Source organism: Actinophytocola sp. (assembly GCF_036378875.1).
Taxonomy (GTDB): Bacteria; Actinomycetota; Actinomycetes; order Mycobacteriales; family Pseudonocardiaceae; genus Actinophytocola.
The window spans coordinates 1-20,138 of record NZ_DASUVO010000010.1 but is presented as its reverse complement, the minus strand read 5'-3'; the positions used below and the strand labels follow the sequence as shown (position 1 = coordinate 20,138).

The following is a 20,138-nucleotide window of genomic DNA, read 5'->3' as shown; positions in this document are numbered from 1 at the left end:
CGGATACTTTCTGTGGCCTTGGTCAGGGATGCCGTGGCCGGTTCGCGTTGCTGGCCGGTGGTTCGGTGTGGGGATGGGCCGCAACGACGCCGGCAACTACGGCACCGGTTGGTTGACCGGGAACGCCCTCTTCGCACTGCGGGCGGCGGGCTGACGGGCAGCGGCGCGATCGCCGACACGAACCGCGGCGCCACGGGCTACGCGTTACGGAACGACGGCACGGTCTGGGCTTGGGGTGGCAACGCCCACAGCGAGTTGGGCGCTCCCGATGCCCCGTCGGGCCGGCCGGTCCGGGTGACCGGACTGACCGGCGTCACCGCCATCGCGGCCACCGCAGGGACCGGTTACGCGTCGCGGAACGACGGCACGGTCTGAGCATGGGGCTGGAACACCGACGGCCAACTCGGGAACGGCTCGATCGCCACGGAGTCGGGCACGCCGGTCCAGGCCACCGGTCTGTCCAATGTCACCGCGAGCGATCGGCGCGGGCAACACGACGCCCCACGCGGTTGCCGCCACGGCGCGGCGTGGGCGCCAACCGGGACGGCAAGCTCGGCAGTGGCTCGGCAACGGAGTAGTCGCGGGTCCCCGTGCGGGTGTTCGGTCTGACCGGAGCGACCGCCGTGTCCGGTGGCTACCACGCCGCCTGCGCGGTGCGGCAGCACGGCGCGTGTGGGGCCTGGGGCAGCGAGTCGGATGGCGAACTGGGCACCTACATGCCCTGATTCCCGTCACCGCAGGGGGACGCTGGACGGGCGCACACGCCGAACCCGTGACCAGGCTAGCGGGGGGCTACACCATGGGCTCCCGCCTACTTTCCCTTCTCCAGCGCCGCGAGCCGCAGTTCCAGCTGGTCGACGCGGTGTCTGAGCAGCGTCACCTGTGCCTCCAGGCTGACCTCCCGCTCCGCCCGACGCTGGATCCTCGGCGACTGTGCGGCGCGCTCCACCACGGCGTCCAGCGGCACGAGCCGCTGGGGGCCGTTCGGGCCGTCGACCAGGCGGGACTCGATCTCGCCGTTGCGGTACCAGGCACGCAGTGCCGAGCGGGACACCCCTGTCTCCTGCTCGGCCTGGGCCAGTGTGACCCACGGCGTCTCCTCGAGCTGAGCGAACAGCTCCAGCTCATCCCGCCATCGCGACAGCCGCTCATCCCACTCCGCCATACAGGTACCCTATCACTGACACTGTATTGACAGGGTTCAAGACGAGGCGGACCCTCGAAGGCATGTTCGAGCGTTTCACCGCCTTGGCGCGCGGCGTCGTGATCAGCGCCCAGGAAGAGGCCCGGCGCCTCCAGCACAACTACATCGGCACCGAGCACATCCTGCTCGGCCTGTTCGGCGCCCCGACGAGCATCGGCGCGCAGGCGCTGCGGAAGCTGGGCGTCACGGTGACGTCGGTCCGCGAAGCCGTCGAGGCGGAGGTCGGGCGCGGCGACGAAGCACCTACCGGGCACATCCCGTTCACTCCGCGGGCGAAGAAGGTGCTCGAGCTGTCGCTGCGGGAAGCGTTGCAGCTCAAGCACAACTACATCGGCACCGAGCACATCCTGATGGCGATCGAGCGCGAGGGCGAGGGGCTGGCCGCGAAGATCCTCGCCGCTCAACTCCGCGACCTCGGCGCCATCCGCACCACGGTCAGCGAGTTGTTGAGCAGCGGCCAGCGGGAACACGCCACGGACGACATCCCACACCGCACCACCGCCGCCGACGAGGTGGTGACCGTCGCGCAGGCGCTCGCCGGTGACGCGCCGATGGGCAGCCACCATCTGCTGGAGGCTCTGGTCCGCGCCGAGGGCAGCATGGCCGCGAAGGTGCTCCGCGACCTGGGCATCGATCCGGAGGCCATTGCCGAGAAGGTGGACGAGTTCGACGCGGAGGACACCACCGACGCGACCCCGGAGGAGACCGGGGCACGCAAGATGGAACTGCGGGTGACCGACGACGAGGTGCACCTCGTGTTCCGCGACCAGGCGACGGTCAGCCTCGCGAAGACGGTCGCCGAGCTGGTGGGCGGCCCGGTCACGGCGACCGGCCCGGTCACCGGCAGGTTCGTACCACTGTGGACGGCGACCAACGAACTGCTGGTGTCACTGCTGCAGTCCCTGCGCAACGAGCCGCTCCCGGAAGGCGCCGACCGCGGCAAGGCCGCACTGCTCGTCCGCCGGGTGCTGCACGACCGCCTCCGCCGCAGGCGCGGCGAAGGCGGTCGCTGATCAGAGACCGCGCCAGAACGCCAGCTTGTGGTCGGCCGCGTAGTCCGTGCGGTGGACGCCGTTCGGGCCGGACGCCAGTGACAGCACGTACTGGCCCGCGCCGAACCGGGGCCACCCGGCGTCGCCGGTGCTGGCGAAGCGGGTCCAGCGGTCGATCATGGTGTTGCGCAGGTCCCCCTGTTCGGCGGCCGTCAGGTAGCGGACCGAGAACAGGTACGGCAGCTCCAGCATGTGGCTCGCACCGACCGGGAAGCTCGCCTGTGGGAATCCCGGGAACCACGGGGTGTTCCGCTCCGCGAACTCGTACGCGTACACCGGCACGTGGCGGGACAGCAGCCGGCGGGTGCCGTCGATCGGCCGGGCCCAGTTGCGGTCGGTGAGAGCCGCGGCCAGTGCCTCGCTCGGGGAGTCGTAGGCCGACAGCGGGTACCGCGCCAGCACGGCGTCCGCGTCCGTGCCGAACGTCTCCGCCAGTGCGGCCGGGTAGTCAGCCGCCGTGATGGGCGGCAGGCCGGCCAGCTCACGACCGGCGAACTGGCCGGTCTCCTCGTCGTGGTTGCCGCCGTACAGCACGGGCACGCGGTTGAACCGGCCGGACGCGAACGCCTCGGCTGGGCTCATGGGCAGCAGACGCCCGCCGACAACCGGCCGGTAGCCGTCGTGACCGGCTCCTGACGCGGCCACCAGCTCCTCAGGGGTCTTGCGGCGCAGGCAGTCGACGTCCGCGCACTCCAGCGCCTCGACAAGGTCACGGGCCTGCCGCTCCGCTTCGTCCCGCTGCCGAAAACCGTGCTCGGTGCAGCCGGCGCTCTGCACGATCGCTCGCTGGAACAACCGCGCCGAGGCAGGTGACACGAGGTGCGCGCACACGCTGTACCCGCCGGCGGACTGACCCATGATCGTCACATTGCGCGGGTTCCCGCCGAAGGCCGCGATGTTGTCGCGCACCCAGCGGAGTGCGGCCTGCTGGTCGGCCAGCCCGAGGTTGCCGGCGTCCGGGCCGAGGTCAGGGTGTGCGAGGAACCCGAGCGCGCCGAGCCGGTAGTTGATCGTGACCACCACCGCGTCTCCCCTGGTCACCAGCGCGTCCGGGGTGTAGTTCGAGCCGCTGCCGTAGTTGAAGCTGCCGCCGTGGATGTAGACGATCACGGGCCGCCCACCGCCCGGCGCCGCGGGGGTCGTGACGTTCAGCCGTAAGCAGTCCTCGTCCTGGTCAGCCGGCGCGATCGGGATGTCGGTGGGCTGGGGGCAGGCCGGCATATCGCCGGTGGCGGGTGCCAGGGGGACGGGTTTCGGCGGTCCCCAACGTTCGGCTGTGGCGTAGCGAATGCCGGTGTAGGTGCGGGTCTCGGCAGGGGCGGCCTCGGCGGCGGATCCGATGGTGAGCAGTCCGGCGACGGCGGCGAGAAGCAGTGGCTTGATGTTCATGACCGAAACTGTACAAACGCCTTAGGCATTTGTGCAAGACATTTGCCTAAGGCGCACGTGCTAGGCTCTACGCTCATGGGAAACCGGGAAGACCTGCTGGTGGCGGCGAAGCAGTGCCTGCTGGAGAAGGGGTACGACCGCACGACGGTGCGGGACGTCTCGTCCAGGGCGAAGGTGAGCATGGCCGCGATCGGCTACCACTACGGCTCACTGCAGGCGTTGCTGAACGAAGCCATGTTCGAGGCGATGGACGACTGGAGCACCGCGCTCGGCGGGGTGTTCGCCCCGGACCCCGCGGTGGTGGACACGCCGGCCGCGCAGTTCGAGTCCAAGGTGGAACGGCTCATCGACTCGCTCGAGGACGGCCGTCAGTTCTGGCTGGCGAGCTTCGAGGCGTTCATGCAGGCACAGCGGTCACCCGAACTGCGGGAGCAGATGGCGGCCGGCCAACGGGACGGCAGGCAGGGCCTCGCCGCGATGGCGACCGGGCAGCCGGAGGACGAGGTCGAGGACAGCGAGGTGCGCACGGTGGGCGCGGTTCAGCTGGCGCTGATCTCCGGCCTGATGGTGCAGTTGCTGACGGACGAGACCGCGGCTCCCACGGCGAGCGAGGTGATGACCGGGCTGCGCAAGCTGATGGGGCTCACCGAGGAGTGAGCACGCAGAACTCGTTCCCTTCCGGGTCCGCCATGACCTCCCACGGGACCGAGCCCTGGCCGATGTCGGCCTTGCTGGCGCCCAACTGCAGCAGCCGGGTGACCTCCGCCCACTGGTCGTCGTCCGCGTACGGACGGACGTCCAGGTGCACGCGGTTCTTCACCGTGTGCGGGTGTTCCGTGCGGATGAACTCCAGCCATGGCCCCCGGGAGTCCGGAGAGCGCAGCGACGCCGTCCACTCGGTTGTCTCCAGCACGGGCCAGCCCGACGCCGCCGACCAGAACTCCGCCATGCGTAAAGGGTCCAGGGCGTCGACCACCACGGCGGCCATGGCGCCCGTCATCGCGTACTCGGGGCGCGGGTCCAGCACGCAGAACTCGTTGCCCTCCGGATCGGCGAGGACCACCCACGGGACGTTGCGCTGGCCGATGTCGGCGCGCGTGGCACCCAACGACAGGGCATGCGCCACCTGCGCCACCTGGTGGTCCGGGGAAGCGCTTGCCACGTCCAGGTGGACGCGGTTCTTCGTCGTCTTCGGATCGGCGACCGGGACGAAGACGAGGTCGAAGCGCCAGCCGTCGTCCGGGGGCGCGGTCACGTCGACCTCGTCCGCGTCGGCGTGAGAGACCTGCCAGTCCAGGAAATCCACCCAGAACTTGGCCAGCCGCGTCGGGTCGGCCGCGTCGACCACCACGTTGCACAGTCGCGTGGGCATGCGAAGAAAACTAGCGGAAACCACTGACAGCATCGAATGGTCGCTTCGCTCTTCCTCCACTCAAGACGCCGTCTTCCCTCCTGCGCGCGGAGACCCCGGGCTCGTTCCTCGCGGGGGCCTCCGTGCTCGTCAGTCCAGACCGAGGACAGTTCGCGACGAGCCGGCTGGGCGCGCAACCCCTCGCCACGCCGTTGCCGGCGAGGTCGGGAACTGTCCTCGCAGTCCGCTCCGCCGCTCCGCTCCTGATCAGCGGGTCGCCATTCGCAGCAGGTCCTGTAGTTGTGCCACGGCCTCCGGGTCGCCGGCCTCCATGACGTGGGCGCCTGGTCGCCTGCCCCACAGCCACAGGTACATCCCGGCCGGGTCGCTCGACACGATCGCGTCGACCTGTTCGTCGGCGTCGGCTTTCCATGCCGACGTGCCGGTCGGCGTGATCTGGGCGATCCAGCGCCTGCCGCCGGTGTGGATGGCGACGCGGCCCGGGCGTGCGTCGTAGACGCCGAGCACGCTCAGGCGGTGGGTGAACCACAGGGTCAGGACCTCGTCGACGCCGTCGAGCGCGATCTGCGGTGGGATGCCGCCGACCATCGCGGCGGCGCCGCTCATCTGCACGTCGTGCCGGTGCACGGTCGTCTCGTGGGCGAGCCTGCGGCACCAGAAACCGTAGTTCTGGTGTTCCGGCCACCACGTGGGGCAGCCGTCGAGCGGGTCGTGCTGTGCCAACTCGTGGACGACCTCCAGAAGGCCAGCACGCAGGTAGTCGATGAGCGGCTGGCCGTCGGCGGGCGCACGCTGCCAGCGCGTCGGGCGCTCGCCGTCGTGCAGCCACGACACCACCATCCGGTACACGCTTCCGACGTGCCGCACGACCTCGCCGAGCCGCATGCCCGCCAGGTACGGCACCTCCGACTCGGGATCGGACCCGGTGGCCGAGGTGGCCAGCCGCTCTCCCTCAACCTCCAGCACGTCGAGCAGGTTGGCGTAATCGATCAGGGGGGTGACGGTCACTGGTCGCGCACACCGCGGATCATGCGTGCCACCAGGTCGATGAACTGCCCGGTCTGCCGTACGAGGTCGTCGGCCGACCGGATGCTGACCGCCCGCGTGATCCCCGCCTGCACCGACGCGCGGGTCGCCGAGCAGGACGCGAAGAACGCCGCCCACTCCCGCAGTTCCGGCGCCACCGAGGACAGCAGCGTCCACACGCTCATCGGGCGCGAGCGGCCGCGATGTGGCCGTCCACGCAGCGCGAGCAGCGCGGCGGCGGCTCGCAGCGCCGCGAGGTAGGCCGCCGCGAACCGCTGCGCCGGGTTGTCCTCCAGCGCGGCGTCCGCCAACCCGGTCTCGGCCTGGGCGAGCAGGCCGAGCGGGGACTCCGGTGCCACCGAGTGGTTCAGGGTCGCGGTCACGGGGATCGACCTCCTCGCGAATCGGGAATCATCACTGGCTGTGACGAACCCGCCGAGGGGAAGCCGGCGGCGCTCGGTGGCGAGGTGCTTCCCCCACCCCACCACCGAGCATGAGGTTCGAACTAGTGTTCGAACACCTCCACCATAACTCCGGGTGCCGGAAGACTCAACCTCGACCTGGGAATTTCAGGGGCGAGACAGCACACGCGCGTGGTCAGATAACCCCATGACCACTCTCGACCACCCTTCGATCAGCAAACTGGCCGCCGCACTGCGCGAGGCCGGCATGTCCGAGGCCGCGGACGGCATCCGGATCCTCGACGACGAGGTGCGCACCGCGGCGGCGGCCGCGCAGGCCCTCGGCGTGGAGGTCGGAGCGATCGCCAACAGCCTCGTGTTCCGCGCTACGTACGGTGACGAGGTGCGGCCGCTGCTGGTGCTCACATCCGGCGCGCACAGGGCGGACACCGCGGTGCTGGCCAAGCTGACCGGGGCGGACGAGATCGGGAAGGCGGATCCCGCGTTCGTGCGGGAACACACGGGTCAGGCTATTGGGGGCGTGGCACCTGTAGGCCATCCGCATCGGCTTCACACCATTGTCGACAAGGACCTGGCACGCTATGAGGTGGTGTGGGCGGCCGCAGGCCACCCGAAGTCGGTGTTCCCGACGACCTGCGCCGAGCTGCTCGTGTTGACGGGGGGCACGGCGACGGACGTCGCTGGGTAGGAGGAGAATCGCTCGTCGTGACCGCGGTTCCGCCACGCGTAGAACGGTTCGTCGAACTCACCGCCGACGAGCTGCGTGCCCGCCTGCCAGAAGCACTGTCGCTGTACGTGACGGCCATGCGCTACCCGGCCGGCACCGCCGAGCAACGCGCGCCCATGTGGCTCGCGCACATGCTGCGGGCGGACTGGAGCTGCGTCGGTGCCTTCGACACCGACGACCGCATGGTCGGCATCGCCTACGGCTACCGGGGCGCTCCGGGGCAGTGGTGGCACGAGCAGGTGCGGCGCGGCATCATCGAGCGGTCCGGCGTCGCGCTGGCCGACCGCTGGCTCGACGACTACTTCGAGCTGACCGAGGTGCACGTCCTCCCCGTCACCCAGGGCAGGGGCGTCGGCGAGCAGCTGCTCCGACGGCTGCTGAGCAGTGTGCGCAGCACGAAGGTGCTCCTGTCGACGCCGGAAGGCCCGTCGCGGGCGTGGCGGCTGTACTACCGGGTGGGCTTCACGGACGTGCTGCGCCACTACCGGTTCACCGGCGACCCTCGGCCGTTCGGCGTGCTGGGGCGTGTTCTTCCACTCTGAATCAAGACACAAGTGACCGTGCACTGTGTTCGACCACAGTGAACGCTGACGGCCGGGCCGGTCTGACCACCCGGCCGTCATCAGCTAGCTGACCATGTCCTCCGGCTGCGTGGCGGCAGCCACCGGCTTCTCTGCCGGCAACGGAAGCTCCAAGATCGGGGCCGGCTCTCTGGCCGGCACTAACCTGCGTGCCCACCGACGCATTCGGTCGGTGAGTGTTTCCAGCTGGTCAAGCGGGATGGTGTGGCCGTACCGGGCCTTGGCCGCCAGATAACGGCGGGCCTCACGGCTCTGACCACGCACCAGGAACGGCTTCTGCTCGACCTGGAAGTCCGCCGTGGACAGAGCGGCCACCTTGGCCGGGTTGTTCGTGAGCAGCCGGATCCGCTTCAGGTTCAGGCTGCGCAGAATCGCCACGGCGTCCTCATAGGTCCGGGAATCCTCCGGCAGGCCGAGCATTCGGTAGCTGGAGAAGGTGTCCAAACCCTTGGTCTGCGTCAACTGGTAACCACGTGCCTTGGCAAGCAGTCCAGCTCCCCGCCCTTCCTGGTCGAGGTAGACGAGCACACCGGCGCCCGCCTTGCGCATCATCGCCATCGACTGTCGCAACTGGTCACGGCAGTCGCAGTCGACGGACTCGAAGATCTCGCCGTACACGCATCGGGAATGAATCCGAACGAGACATCCGTCCGTCGGTTCACCGAACACGGCGGCGCACGGCCGGTTGCCGTGCATGTCGGAAACATCGCCGAGCACGACGACGCGGAAGTCCCCGTCAGCGTGCCTCAGTTCGTGTTCCGTCAGGTTCCTTTCGCCCACGCGGGCTACCCCACACTCTGGTCCGACTCCATCGTTCGCCCAACCTCGTTGGGCTTGGGCATGGCGTCTGTGATGATGTCGATGGATAGGTTCGTGGCCATCGCCGCGGTCGCCCACTTGAGGGTTTCTTCGGTGAGGGCCCCTCTTCCGATCCTCAACAAATGGTGCAACAAGGCGGCCGAAAAGGCCTCCCGAGCGCCGGGTGAGTCGGTAAGCGGTACCGATGGTGAGGCGATCTCCACCTCGAGTTCACGAGAGCTGATCCGCGCGCGGAAATTGTCCACGACACAGACCGTCGTTACCCCCATGGTGCGCAGCTGGCGTGCGACCACATCCATATTCCGGTCGCCGCCGCGGTCCGGAAGTAGCTGCCGAAGAGCCCATTCCGATCCGACAACGTAATCGACCCCAGCTAGCTGCCCATATATCTGCTGTGGACGTTCCATGGGCGGCGACGCCTGCAGCAGTACGAGCGGTTCCCTGGGCAGTCGCCGTGCGGTGTCCAAAGTCCACTTCACGACGTCCACCGGCGCTTCCAACGTCACGAGCACGGCGTCGGCGTGTGCCAGGGCCTGGCTCATGGCCTGATCTCGCATGTCTCTTGTGGAGAGTGCGACACGGAGCTCGTTCTTCCAGCCGATCGTGGCGGCGTCTCCGTTGGGCAGCACAATAACCTGTGCCACCGGGGTCGCTTCGCCGGGCACTCGTTTGATCAAGTCGGTGCTGAGGTCCTCGGTCCGCATGTACTCGATCAGCCGGTTCGCCGCCTCGTCGTCACCCACGGCGGCGGCGAAGCGGACGTCCAGCCCCATGCGCACACCGGCGACGGCGAGGTTCAGGCCTTTGCCACCCGGGTTCATCTGGAACGACGTCGCCTGCACCGAGGTACGCAACTCCGGCAGCGACTCCACCACGGAGACGAGATCCATGACCGCGCCGCCGACCACCACGACCGCGTTGGCACGCTCCTCCGTCGACGTCGGGCGCACCCCACCGGCCGCGCGGACGCAGCGCTCGGCCAGCACGCCAAGGGTGCGTTCCTCGATCGAGCCACGCAGCCCGCGCACGGTCGGCGCGGGCGGCGCCGTCGGCACACCCATCAGCTCGTGCAGCGCGATCCAGCCCTCGGACAGGGCGATGCGGCGGACCCCCAGGTCAGCACGGTAGAGCCGATTGGCGAGCTCGGGCCGGTCGTCCAACCGATCCTGGAGCAGGCCGAGCGCGAGCACGACATCCGCGATGAGCCGGTCGGTGGGCGACAGCTCCGCCACGACGCCGGCGACCGCGTCCACGATCGCCTGCTCGACGGGCACCCCGGACTCACGGATCACGCGCTGGACCACCGGCAGGTCGGCCAGGACCCTGGTGTCCACCTCGGTGTCGCGAAGCCGCCGCGCACTCAGGCCGGCATGGGTCCTCAGCTTGAGGAAGACGCCGCGGACGCCGATGACTTCCGCGTCGGTTGCCATGACCAACCTCCACTGCATGTCATTTGCCTCCCACTATCTCGCGTGGGGCAAGCACCTGGTTATGGAGCAAACCGGTGAAATCTTGTCCGAAGGCCGTCTGATCTGCTAGACCGGTCGTCATAGTTGATATTGGCCAGAACGTCTGCCACCTGCAGTGATGATGAGATGACGATCACAGTGGCGACCACAATGTGACGCACCGATCGCGGTACGTACAAACCTGATCACAGTCGCACACTGTGATTTTTTCGTCACCTGATTGGTCGAATCTGACAGACTTTCCGCGTTGATTTTGTGCCTAGATCGCCGCCAGGCGCTCCCGCATGGTGTCCAGCCCCATCTGCCCCAGGTACAGCGCCTGCATGTGGAACTCCTTGAGGTCGAAGTCCGCGCCCTTGCGTGCCCTGGCCTCGTCGCGGGCCGACACCCACAACCGCTCGCCCAACTTGTACGCCGGCGCCTGGCCAGGCCAGCCGAGGTAGCGGTCCACCTCGTCGACGACGAGGTCGTGTTCGGTGATCGTGCGGGTCAGCATGAACTCAAGGCCGAGGTCGGGGGTCCACGTCTCGCCCTCGTGGAAGCCCGTGCCCGCCGGGATGTCCAGCTCGAGGTGCATGCCGATGTCGATGATCACCCGGGCGGCGCGGAAGATGCTCTCGTTGAGCATGCCGAACAGGTTGCCGTCGTCGTCGAGGTAGCCGAACTCGCGCATCAGGCGCTCGGCGTACAGGGCCCAGCCCTCGGAGTACGCCGGCACCCACGCCAGCATCCGCTGGAACTTGTTCAGCCGCTCGGCCTGGTGCATCGCGGTGGCGATCTGCAGGTGATGGCCCGGCACGCCCTCGTGGTAGACGATGCTCAGCTCACGCCAGGTGGTGAAGGACTCCTTGTCCGGCGGCAGTGCCCACCACATCGCGCCGGGCCGGCTGAAGTCGTCGCTCGGATGCGTGTAGTAGGCGCCGGCCGAGCCGCCGGGCGGGGCGATCTTGCAGTCCAGCCGCATGATCTCGTCGGGGATGTCGAAGTGCACGCCGCGCAGGTCGGTGAGCGCCTGGTCGGACAGCTTCTGCATCCAGTCGCGGAACGCGGCGACCCCGTGCACCTGGTAGCGCGGGTCGGCGTCCAGCACCTCGGCGGCCTCGGACAGCCCGGCACCCGGCTTGATCCGGTTCGCGATCTCGCGCATCTCGGTCTCGATCCGCAGGAACTCCGCCCAGCCCCACTCGTAGGCCTCGCGCAGGTCCAGAGCGGCGCCGAGGTAGCGCCGGGACCACAGCCGGTACGCGTCCTCGCCGACCGCGTCCTTCGCTGGTGCCTTCGGCAGCAGGTCGGCGCGCAGGAACTCGGCGAGCCCGGCGTAGGCCCGCGAGGCGGCCACCGCGCCGGCGTCGAGGTCGGCACGCACGCTGTCCGGCACGTCGGTGGCACCGGCCACGAAGCCGGTGAAGAAGCCGTCGCCCCACTTGGCGCACTGGTCGGCCACCTTGGTCACCTGGCGCCTGGCGGCGACGTGGCCGCCCTCGGCGGCGTGCCGCAGCCCGGCCTGGTAGCTCGCGACCGCGCCCGGCAGGCGGGACAGCCTGGTCGCGATCGTCGCCCAGTCCTGCGCCGTGTCCGTCGGCATCAGGTCGAACACCTCACGCAGCTCCTGCACGGGGCTGGCCAGCACGTTCAGGTCGCCATCGACCAGACCGGCGTCGTGCAGCTCGACCTCGACCCCGAGACGCTCGGTGAACACCGCCTTCGCGACACGCTCCGACTCGTCGCCCGGCTCGACCGCCGCGACGTCCCGCAACGCCTGCCGTGCCAGGTCGCCACGGGCCGCGCAGCCCTCCGGGGAGAGGTCTGGCCACTGGTCGTCGTATCCGGGGATGCCGAGACTGGTGGCGGTGGTCGGGGACAGTCGTACATAATCGTCCACATAGGACTCTGCGATGCGGTGCACGGTCATGGCGCGGACGCTACTCACTCCCCTTCTGGCAAGCACGGGATTTCGCTCGAAGGTTGGCAGCTGGCAGGATGGCGCGGTGCGCAGGGTTTCCAGGGTCGTCGGGCTACTCTTGCTGTTCGGCGTGCTGGCCGGTTCCCTGACCGGGTGCTTACGGGTGCACGCGGCGCTCGCGATCTCCCCGGACGATCGCGTGTCCGGCACACTGGTCGTCGCGGCGTTACCGGTGAACGACCAGGACAACGGACCGATACTGACCATTCCGCCGGAGCTCACCGAACGGGTCCGCTCCGAGAAGTACACCCAGGACGGTTACGTCGGGCAGAAGGTGACGTTCTCCGACCTGCGATTCGTCGACGTGGCACAGCTCGTGCAGACCATCTCCGAGGCCAGGCAGTACCGGCTGTCGTTGCGCCGGGCCGGGGACCTCGTGACGCTGGCGGGCTCCATCGATCTCACCCAGGTCCCGAAGGACCGCGCGGACGTGCAGATCAAGGTCGCTTTCCCCGGTTCGGTCAACCGCACCAACGGCACCGAGGGCGACGACGACGCGGTCAGCTGGTCCCCGAAACCGGGTGCGGTGACCGAGTTCGACGCGATCTCCGAGTACTCCAGCGCGGGCGGCGAGTCCTGGGAGAAGTGGGCACTGATGGTCGGCGGCGCCGCCGGCCTGGCCGCGATCGTGGCCACGCTGCTGGCACTGATCGCCCACCGCCGCAGCCTGCGGGCAGACCGGGCACAGGCCGCCAGCGTTATCTAGCTCGGGCAAGGCCGCCGACGCCTTCGGCGCAGACTTCCGAAACGCTCCAGCCGCGCTCTAGCCGACTGGCTGTGCTGTGCGGCCGGGGACCAGGCCCAGGCGCTCGACCACGATCTCCTTCGTCGCCTTCGAGCGGTTGAACGTGTAGAAGTGCAGGCCGGGCACGCCTTCGGCGAGCAGCCGTTCGCACAGCTCGGTGGTCACGTCCATGCCCTCCTCGCGGAAGGACTTCGCGTCGTCGGCCAGCGGGTCGAGGCGGGCGGCCAGGGCGGCCGGGACCGGCGCGCCGGACAGCTCGACCGTCTTACCCAGGATCTTCGGCGTGGTCAGCGGCATCACCCCGGGCAGCAGCAGGGTTTCACACCCGGCCGCCGCGACCCGGTCACGCAGGCGCAGGAAGTCGTCCGCCTCGAAGAACAGCTGGGCGATGGCGAAGTCCGCGCCCGCGTTCAGCTTGCGGACCAGGTACTTCGTGTCCGTGTCGAGGTCGCCGGAGCGGGGGTGGCCGTACGGGAACGCGGACACGCCGACGCAGAAGTCGCCGAGGGAGCGGACCAGCCGCACCAGTTCCTCGGCGTACTCCAGGCCCTGCGGGTGCCGGACCCACTCGCCGTTGGGGTCGCCAGGCGGGTCGCCACGCACGGCCAGCACGTTGCGGATGCCGATCGAGGCGTACCAGCCGATGACGTTGCGCAGCTCGGCCACCGACTGGTCGACGGCGGTGAGATGCGCCATCGAGACCAGCGTGGTCTCCGTCACCACCCGGCCCGTGGTGCGGATCGTGCGGTCCCGGCTGGAACCGCCCGCGCCGTAGGTCACCGACACGAACGCGGGGTCGAGGCCCTCCAGCGACCGGATGGCGTTCCACAGCCGCAGCTCGTCCGCGTCGTCGCGCGGGGGCATGAACTCGACCGAGAAGACGGGCCGATCGCCCGGAATGCGGTCCACCACCGTTGTCATGCACCCAGGGTAATGACCCGGGCTACACGGGTCCTCGAAGCACCCCGGGCGCAGCGGGTGGGACCCGAACACGGACGATAGACACGTGACCTTGGAGCGCCTGAACGAGCAGAACGGTATCGACTCCGCGGTACACCACCACGTGGAGGCCGTGCTCCGGCGCTACCTCACCGAGCGGCGGGCGGACCTGCCCGAGCTGGCGCAGACCTTCGCCACGGCGGTGGACACGCTGTCCGACTTCGCGTTACGCGGCGGCAAGCGCATCCGGCCGACGTTCGCGTGGTGGGGCTGGCGGGCCGCCGGGGGCGCGGCGAGCGGGCCGGACGCCGAGGCCGTGCTCACCGCGGTCAGCGCGCTCGAGCTCATCCAGACCTGCGCACTCGTCCACGACGACCTCATGGACGCCTCCGAGCTGCGCCGGGGCAACCCGACCGTGCACGTCCGCTTCGCCGAGGCCCATCGCGCCGGTGCCTGGCTCGGCGAGCCGGAACGGTTCGGCATGGCGGCGGCCATCCTGCTGGGCGACCTCGCGCTGGCCTGGGCGGACGACATGTTCACCGGTGCGCCCCTGTCCGAGGACATGCGACAGGCGGCCCGCGCCCCGTGGCTCGCCATGCGGGCGGAGATGTTCGCCGGCCAGTACCTCGACGTGCTGGCCCAGGCCGAGGGCGACGAGTCCGAGGACCGCGCGCTCGGCGTGGCCAGGCTCAAGACCGCCGCGTACACCGTGGAACGGCCGCTGCACATGGGTGTCGCGCTGGCCGGCGCCGAAGCGGACACGATCACGGCGGTGCGGAGGTTCGGCACCGACATCGGGGTGGCGTTCCAGCTGCGGGACGACCTGCTCGGCGTCTACGGCGACACCGAGGTGACCGGCAAACCGGCCGGCGACGACCTGCGGGAAGGCAAGCGGACCCTGCTCGTGTCGCTGGGCCTGCGCTACGCCGAGGCGGCCGGCCGGCACGCGGACGCCAAGCTGCTGCGTGGCGCGCTCGGCGACCCGAACCTGAAGCGGCACACCGTCGAGCAGGTGCGGGCCCTGCTCGTCGAGGTCGGCGCGGTCGACGAGCTGGAACGGCGGATCGAGACGCTGACGACCTCGGGCATGGCCGCACTCGACGCGGCGGGGCTGGCGGAGCCCGGCCGTACCCGGCTCGCGGACCTCGCGATCGCGGCGACCCGGCGGGACCGCTGACAATGCGGCAGGTCAGCGGCTCCACCGACCACGTCGTCGTGGTCGGCGCGGGGCTGTCCGGGCTGTCCGCCGCACTCCACCTGGCCGGCGCCGGCCGGCAGGTGACCGTGCTGGAGGCCGCGCCGAGCGTCGGTGGCCGGGCGGGCGGTGACCAGCTGGGCGCGTACCGGATCGACACGGGCGCGTCCGTGCTGACCATGCCGGACCTGATCGACGAGGCGTTCGCCGCGGTCGGGTCGTCGCTGGCCGAGCGGGTCGAGCTGACCCGGCTGGAACCGGCCTACCGCGCACACTTCGCCGACGGCAGCACGATCGCCGTGCACACCGACGCCGACGCCATGGAGGCCGAGGTCCGCCGGGTCGCGGGCGCACGGGACGCGGCCGGCTACCGGAAGCTGCGTGCCTGGCTGACCGACCTGTACCGGATCGAGCGCGACACGTTCATCGGCGCGAACTTCGACTCCCCGTTCGACCTGCTCACCCCCAAGCTCGCGCACCTGGTCGCGATGGGTGGGTTCGGCCGGCTGGGTCCCCGGATCGGCCGGTTCCTCGCCGACGAGCGGCTGCGGCGGCTGTTCTCGTTCCAGTCGCTGTACGCGGGCCTCGCACCCGGCCGGGCGCTGGCCGCCTACGCCGTGATCGCGTACATGGACACGGTCGCCGGGGTGTGGTTCCCGCGTGGCGGGGTCGCCTCGGTCGCCGACGCCATGGCCGACGCCGCGACCGACGCCGGCGCGGACGTCCGGGTGTCGACGGGCGCCGCCTGGCTCGAACGCCGTGGCGAGAAGGTCATGGCCGTGCGCACCACGCACGGCGAGCGGATCCCGTGCGACGCGGTCGTGCTCACCCCCGACCTGCCCAACAGCTACCGGCTGCTCGGCATCACCCCGCGCCGCCCGCTGCGGCCCCGCTGGTCGCCGTCCGCGGTGGTGCTGCACGCCGGCGTCACCCGCACATGGCCCGCGCTCGCGCACCACACGGTGTTCTTCGGCGCGAACTGGGACCGCACGTTCGACGAGATCCTCCACCGCGGCCGGCTCATGAGCGATCCGTCGCTGCTGGTCACCAACCCGACCGCGACCGACCCCGGTCTCGCGCCGGCCGGCAGGCAGGTGCTGTCGGTGCTCGCGCCCTGCCCGAACCTGGTGACCGGGCACGTCGACTGGGCACGGGTCGGCCCCGCCTACCGGGCGGAGCTCGGCGCGGTGCTGGCCGCCAGGGGTCTCGACGGGTTCGACGACGCCGTGGAGGTCGAGCGGCTGGTCACGCCTGCCGACTGGGCGGCGGCCGGGCTCGCGGCCGGCACCCCGTTCTCGCTGGCGCACACGTTCCCCCAGACAGGTCCGTTCCGGCCGCGCAACCTGGTCCGCGGCGTGACCAACGTCGTGCTGGCCGGGTGCGGGACGACGCCGGGCGTCGGCATCCCGCCGGCCGTGATCTCGGGCCGCCTCGCGGCGGCGCGGGTGCTCGGAGGGCGCCGTGATCGTCCTGTGAGGTCATCCCGGCGCGTGGCCGTCCGATGACTTGCGATACTCCTCCGGGGCAGGCGCCGCACAGTCCGATCAGGCGCGGCCGGATGGGGAGTCGCACGATGGCAGGAAAACCGCGTCTGGTGGCCTTGTTCGTGGCGGGCGTGTTCGGGCTGGCCGCCTGTACGAACCAGGTGGCGGGCAGCGCCGCGGGGGTGAAGATCGGCCCGCTCACCACCGGCGAGGCGACCGCGGCGGCGCTGGCCGGCTTCGCCGAGGCGGCCGCCGTGCGGTACCAGGGCGAGCTGACCGCGTCCGACGGGTCGGCGTTCACCGTCGACCTGACCGCGACCAGCAGCGGCGAGGTGTTCGGCAACATCACCGTCGAGGGTCTCGGCGCGGCCATCGTCGTGCTCGACAAGACCCTTTTCCTGAAGGGCGCTCCCGAGTTCTGGTCCGCCATGGCCGCCCGTTTCGGGGTCACATCCGGCGACGGCACCGCGCTCGGCAACCGCTGGGTGAAGCTGCCGACCGTCCTGTTGGGCGTCGAGTTCGGCGACATCTTCACCCCGGACGTGGTCGCCCAGACCGCGGGCACGGCCACCAAGGACGCCGGCAAGGAGCTCACCCCGACCGGTGACGTGCTGGAGGTGCCCGTCAGCGGCGGCACGGTCTCGCTCGCGAAGGACGCGCCGCATCCGGTGGTCGCCATCGCGCTCGACGAGATCGGCAGCGCCGAGAACACCAAGGCCAAGAACGTGAAGGTCACGGTCGCCGACGCGTCCACGACCATCAACAAGACCTACTCCGACCTCGCGGCGCAGGCGAAGAACGAGCTGGGCACCGCTGTCGACGCGCTCACCTCGATCTCGCAGGGCAACAACCGGTTCGACGCGTGCGCCGCGGCCAGCTGCACGCTCGCCGTGGACGTCACCAACCCGTCGAAGCGGGCGGTGCGGGTGCACCTGCGGGCCGACTGGACCGGCGACAACGCACCGCTCGGCACCTGTGAGCAGGTCTCCGAGCCGGTCGCGCCCGGTGCGTCGGCCACGATGAGCTGCGCGATCACCTCGCCGGGGTGGGTGAGCTTCTTCCAGCGCGCCAACACGGTTCCCGGCACCCACCCGTACGGCGCGGTGTGGACCGCGCTCGCGCTCGCCGACCCGCCGGACGTCGCCTCGCTCGACGAGCGGGGCGCGGCCGCGCCAGCTGACCCGAAGCAGGCGAAGGAGGCCGAGAGCGGCTTCGCCGTGTACGAGATCGCGTCGGCGGGTGGGGTGTGGAAGTACGGCGTGGTGGCGGCGCGGTACTGGCGTGATCACGCGAAGGACCAGCTGACCGGCTGCCTCGGCGTCACCGGGGCCGTGTGCACGTACTCGCTCGTCACCACCACGGACAACCAGGGCGCGGCGTACGCGCTCTCGAACCAGCTGGTCGCCGACTTCCAGAAGACCAAGGGCGCCTGCCCCGCCGGCCAGTGGGTGAGCTGTCCGAAGTGACGTTGGACGAGGCCTACCGGGCGTGCCGGCGGATCAACGCGCGCTACGGGCGCACGTATTTCCTGGCCACGCGCCTGCTGCCGGCGGACAGCCGGCCCGCGGTGCACGCCCTGTACGGCTTCGCCCGTCTCGCGGACGAGATCGTCGACAACGCGGTCGCCCCGGGCGACCCGGCCCACGCGCTCGACACGCTCGAGAAGGCACTCGCGGAGGCGTTCGCCCTGAGCGGGCCGCCGGCGTCTGGACTGACGAGCACGGAGATCCCTGTGCGAGGAACGAGCCCAGGGATCTCCGCGCGCAGGAGGGAAGACGCCGGGTACAGGCCCGCGAACGCCGAGCGGAGCGAGGCCATGTCACAGCCGGCTCATCCGGTGCTGTTCGCGCTCGTGGACACCGTGCGGCGGTACCGGATCGACGAGACGCTGTTCGCCGAGTTCCTCGCGTCCATGCGGATGGACCTGACCGTCACCGGATACGCGACGTTCGCCGACCTCGCCGAGTACACGCACGGCTCGGCCGGGGTGATCGGGCTGCAGATGCTGCCGGTGCTCGGCACCGTGGGTCCGCGCGAGGAGGCCGCGCCGTACGCGGCCGCGCTGGGTGAGGCGTTCCAGCTCACGAACTTCCTGCGGGACGTCGGCGAGGACCTCGACCGCGGCCGGCTGTACCTGCCGGCCGACGAGCTGGCGGCGTTCGGTGTGGACCGTGCCATGCTCGAACAGGCCCACCGTGCGGGCCGGACCGAGCGGCCCGTCCGGCGGGCGCTGGCGCACCTGGTGTCGTACACACGGGCGCTGTACCGCGGCGCCGAGCCCGGGATCGCGTTGCTGCGTGCGGAGTCCCGGCCGTGCATCGGGACCGCGACCCGGCTGTACCGGCACATCCTCGACGAGATCGTGTCGTGCGACTACGACGTGCTCGGCCGGCGCGTGATCGTGCCGACCTCCCGGCGGTTACGGGTGGCCGCGCCGGGACTTGCCCTCGCGGCGGCCAGAGCGCTGCCCTTTCGGGTCGCGCGCGGCTCCCGTTAACCCGGTCCGGCATCGCTGCCGTCACGGCGGTCCGGCCGCCATCCTCGCTGGTAGGGCCACGGAGGTCGTGGCCGGTGGCGCCGGAAGGAAACGTCGATGTCGATGCCAGACGGAGCACAGCTCTCCGAGGACGGCAAGTATTGGTGGGACGGCTCGGACTGGCAGCCGGTACCCGAGGACGGTGGCGGCTCGGTCGAGGTCGGCCAGCTCAGCGAGGACGGCCAGTGGAAGTGGGACGGCAGCCAGTGGCAGCCGGCCGAGGACGCGGAGGGCGGCAGCGGCCTGCACGAGGCGCTGACCTCGCAGGGCTTCGACATCGCGCCGGAAGCCGCTGACGTGGACTACGTCACGCAGATCCACGAGCACCTGAACAACTGGTACCAGGGGCTCGACGCGAACGCGCAGGCCATCGTGGACTCCCTGTCCGCGGACGGCGCCGACACGCTGCTGGCCGACCCGGAGGTCGGCGTCGTGTCCGCGGACGACCCGCTGGTCGTGGCGTTCGCCGGCACGGACAAGACGCTTGGCGAGTCGCTCGAGGCGACCGGCCAGGCACTCGAGCAGGTCCAGAGCTGAGAGGGGATGACCAATGTCGTGGGATGAGTTCACCGCGTGCGCGGGCGAGGACGGGCAGATCCTCTACGAGGCCGGCGAGGACGCGATCAAGGAATTCGCTGAGCTCTGGGACTCGCTGCCCGAGGTCGTGCAGAACATGCTGAAGAAGGCGGCCGAGTGGGGCGGCAGCTTCCTGGCGAGAGCGCTGGCCAGAGCCGGCCTAGCGGCCGCCGAAGCCATCGCCGCCGCCGCTGTCGGCGTCGGACTCGGCACCCTGGTCGCGATCATCGCGGACTGCTACGACAAGCTGTGACACTCGGGGTGCCCGGCGGCTCGGTGTCCTGAAGGGCATCCTCGGGACACCGGCCACGCAGATCCGGATGTCCTGAAGGGACCTTCGAGGCGCTGAACCTGGATCCACCGATGATCTTGTCGGGTGGCGCACCTTGCAGGGAGGGCCTGGTCAGGCCCGCTTCGCGGGTGCCGGGCGCGCAGCGCCCGACGCGCACCCGCAGGGTGCGCGTCGCGAAGGACGCGTTGGGGACGTGGCCGGTGTCCTGAACGACGCGATCGGGACGTTCAACGACATGAGCGCGTCTTTCGGGACACCGCCTGTGGCGTGAACACGCTGTTCGTGCGCGGCCAGCGCGACGTGAGGGTGCGTTGATGGACGCCGCCCGCGAAGCGGGCTCCGCCCGC

The 20,138-nt window shown here is 70.3% G+C and carries 22 protein-coding genes and 1 pseudogene; 14 read left to right on the top strand and 9 right to left on the bottom strand.

What is annotated here, in order from left to right; all coding sequences use genetic code 11:
* Window positions 1-108 precede the first annotated feature (108 nt).
* The 3 genes and pseudogenes from VF106_RS03075 to VF106_RS03070 all read left to right on the top strand — a co-directional run bounded on the left by VF106_RS03075 (window position 109) and on the right by VF106_RS03070 (window position 725).
* Entirely contained in the window at window positions 109-375 is a 267-nt protein-coding gene (locus tag VF106_RS03075) for a hypothetical protein (protein ID WP_330837994.1), read from the top strand.
* Window positions 376-387: 12 nt separating this feature from the next.
* Window positions 388-609 (top strand): annotated as a pseudogene (locus tag VF106_RS50800) (hypothetical protein); the annotation flags it as partial.
* Window positions 591-725 carry a hypothetical protein gene (locus tag VF106_RS03070; RefSeq protein ID WP_330837993.1) on the top strand — a complete coding sequence of 45 codons (135 nt, stop codon included), beginning with the start codon at window positions 591-593 and terminating at the stop codon, window positions 723-725. The pseudogene VF106_RS50800 and the gene VF106_RS03070, both read left to right, overlap by 19 nt.
* An 86-nt stretch (window positions 726-811) precedes the next feature.
* Here VF106_RS03070 and VF106_RS03065 read toward each other — a convergent pair whose 3' ends face one another.
* Window positions 812-1,165, bottom strand: coding sequence for an excisionase (locus VF106_RS03065; protein WP_330837992.1), 354 nt, complete (start codon window positions 1,163-1,165; stop codon window positions 812-814).
* A gap of 62 nt (window positions 1,166-1,227) precedes the next feature.
* Here VF106_RS03065 and VF106_RS51155 point away from each other — a divergent pair, with 62 nt between their 5' ends.
* The gene (locus tag VF106_RS51155) at window positions 1,228-2,217 is read left to right on the top strand and encodes a Clp protease N-terminal domain-containing protein (protein ID WP_524535844.1); all 990 of its coding nucleotides are present in this window, start codon (window positions 1,228-1,230) and stop codon (window positions 2,215-2,217) included.
* On the opposite strand, the gene VF106_RS03050 is transcribed toward VF106_RS51155, so the two are convergent.
* On the bottom strand, window positions 2,218-3,645 hold the full coding sequence (locus VF106_RS03050; protein ID WP_330837991.1) for a carboxylesterase/lipase family protein: 1,428 nt from the start codon (window positions 3,643-3,645) through the stop codon (window positions 2,218-2,220). It lies immediately after the preceding gene.
* 75 nt (window positions 3,646-3,720) lie between these two features.
* Between VF106_RS03050 and VF106_RS03045 the strand changes: the two genes are divergently transcribed.
* Window positions 3,721-4,302: a TetR/AcrR family transcriptional regulator gene (locus VF106_RS03045; RefSeq protein WP_330837990.1), complete on the top strand. Its 582-nt coding sequence runs from the start codon at window positions 3,721-3,723 to the stop codon at window positions 4,300-4,302.
* Here the strand turns inward: VF106_RS03045 and VF106_RS03040 are convergent.
* From VF106_RS03040 to VF106_RS03030, 3 genes are all read right to left on the bottom strand, one after another.
* Window positions 4,289-5,017: a VOC family protein gene (locus tag VF106_RS03040; protein WP_330837989.1), complete on the bottom strand. Its 729-nt coding sequence runs from the start codon at window positions 5,015-5,017 to the stop codon at window positions 4,289-4,291. The genes VF106_RS03045 and VF106_RS03040 overlap by 14 nt on opposite strands.
* Before the next feature lie 246 nt (window positions 5,018-5,263).
* A complete protein-coding gene (locus VF106_RS03035; protein ID WP_330837988.1) occupies window positions 5,264-6,025 on the bottom strand; it encodes a maleylpyruvate isomerase N-terminal domain-containing protein in 762 nt (253 codons plus the stop codon).
* Window positions 6,022-6,426: an SAV_6107 family HEPN domain-containing protein gene (locus tag VF106_RS03030; RefSeq protein ID WP_330837987.1), complete on the bottom strand. Its 405-nt coding sequence runs from the start codon at window positions 6,424-6,426 to the stop codon at window positions 6,022-6,024. The genes VF106_RS03035 and VF106_RS03030 overlap by 4 nt, the downstream gene beginning before the upstream one ends.
* A gap of 226 nt (window positions 6,427-6,652) precedes the next feature.
* Between VF106_RS03030 and VF106_RS03025 the strand changes: the two genes are divergently transcribed.
* Together VF106_RS03025 and VF106_RS03020 are read left to right on the top strand one after the other, a co-directional pair.
* Window positions 6,653-7,153: a YbaK/EbsC family protein gene (locus VF106_RS03025; protein WP_330837986.1), complete on the top strand. Its 501-nt coding sequence runs from the start codon at window positions 6,653-6,655 to the stop codon at window positions 7,151-7,153.
* A 17-nt stretch (window positions 7,154-7,170) separates the two neighbouring features.
* Window positions 7,171-7,734 (top strand): GNAT family N-acetyltransferase, encoded by a 564-nt coding sequence (locus tag VF106_RS03020; protein ID WP_330837985.1) that lies wholly within the window; start codon window positions 7,171-7,173, stop codon window positions 7,732-7,734.
* Window positions 7,735-7,818: 84 nt separating this feature from the next.
* Here the strand turns inward: VF106_RS03020 and VF106_RS03015 are convergent, their stop codons facing one another.
* The 3 genes from VF106_RS03015 to VF106_RS03005 all read right to left on the bottom strand — a co-directional run bounded on the left by VF106_RS03015 (window position 7,819) and on the right by VF106_RS03005 (window position 11,973).
* The gene (locus VF106_RS03015) at window positions 7,819-8,553 is read right to left on the bottom strand and encodes a GTP cyclohydrolase II (protein WP_330837984.1); all 735 of its coding nucleotides are present in this window, start codon (window positions 8,551-8,553) and stop codon (window positions 7,819-7,821) included.
* A 5-nt stretch (window positions 8,554-8,558) separates the two neighbouring features.
* Complete coding sequence (locus VF106_RS03010) at window positions 8,559-10,022, bottom strand: PfkB family carbohydrate kinase (protein WP_330837983.1); 1,464 nt, start codon at window positions 10,020-10,022, stop codon at window positions 8,559-8,561.
* A 298-nt stretch (window positions 10,023-10,320) separates the two neighbouring features.
* Complete coding sequence (locus VF106_RS03005; protein ID WP_330837982.1) at window positions 10,321-11,973, bottom strand: DUF885 domain-containing protein; 1,653 nt, start codon at window positions 11,971-11,973, stop codon at window positions 10,321-10,323.
* A 76-nt stretch (window positions 11,974-12,049) separates the two neighbouring features.
* Here VF106_RS03005 and VF106_RS03000 point away from each other — a divergent pair, with 76 nt between their 5' ends.
* Window positions 12,050-12,730: an LppM family (lipo)protein gene (locus tag VF106_RS03000; protein ID WP_330837981.1), complete on the top strand. Its 681-nt coding sequence runs from the start codon at window positions 12,050-12,052 to the stop codon at window positions 12,728-12,730.
* A gap of 57 nt (window positions 12,731-12,787) precedes the next feature.
* Here VF106_RS03000 and VF106_RS02995 read toward each other — a convergent pair whose 3' ends face one another.
* Window positions 12,788-13,690, bottom strand: a complete 903-nt coding sequence (locus VF106_RS02995) for a methylenetetrahydrofolate reductase (protein WP_330837980.1) — start codon at window positions 13,688-13,690, stop codon at window positions 12,788-12,790.
* Window positions 13,691-13,775: 85 nt separating this feature from the next.
* Here VF106_RS02995 and VF106_RS02990 point away from each other — a divergent pair, with 85 nt between their 5' ends.
* From VF106_RS02990 to VF106_RS02965, 6 genes are all read left to right on the top strand, one after another.
* Window positions 13,776-14,885, top strand: coding sequence for a polyprenyl synthetase family protein (locus tag VF106_RS02990; RefSeq protein WP_330837979.1), 1,110 nt, complete (start codon window positions 13,776-13,778; stop codon window positions 14,883-14,885).
* A gap of 2 nt (window positions 14,886-14,887) precedes the next feature.
* Window positions 14,888-16,408 (top strand): phytoene desaturase family protein, encoded by a 1,521-nt coding sequence (gene crtI, locus VF106_RS02985; RefSeq protein ID WP_330837978.1) that lies wholly within the window; start codon window positions 14,888-14,890, stop codon window positions 16,406-16,408.
* 68 nt (window positions 16,409-16,476) lie between these two features.
* Window positions 16,477-17,853 carry a hypothetical protein gene (locus VF106_RS02980; RefSeq protein WP_330837977.1) on the top strand — a complete coding sequence of 459 codons (1,377 nt, stop codon included), beginning with the start codon at window positions 16,477-16,479 and terminating at the stop codon, window positions 17,851-17,853.
* On the top strand, window positions 17,841-18,884 hold the full coding sequence (locus VF106_RS02975) for a phytoene/squalene synthase family protein (protein WP_330838000.1): 1,044 nt from the start codon (window positions 17,841-17,843) through the stop codon (window positions 18,882-18,884). The genes VF106_RS02980 and VF106_RS02975 overlap by 13 nt, the downstream gene beginning before the upstream one ends.
* Before the next feature lie 96 nt (window positions 18,885-18,980).
* A complete protein-coding gene (locus tag VF106_RS02970; RefSeq protein ID WP_330837976.1) occupies window positions 18,981-19,460 on the top strand; it encodes a hypothetical protein in 480 nt (159 codons plus the stop codon).
* A 13-nt stretch (window positions 19,461-19,473) separates the two neighbouring features.
* A complete protein-coding gene (locus VF106_RS02965; RefSeq protein WP_330837975.1) occupies window positions 19,474-19,752 on the top strand; it encodes a hypothetical protein in 279 nt (92 codons plus the stop codon).
* The last annotated feature ends 386 nt before the right edge of the window (window positions 19,753-20,138 follow it).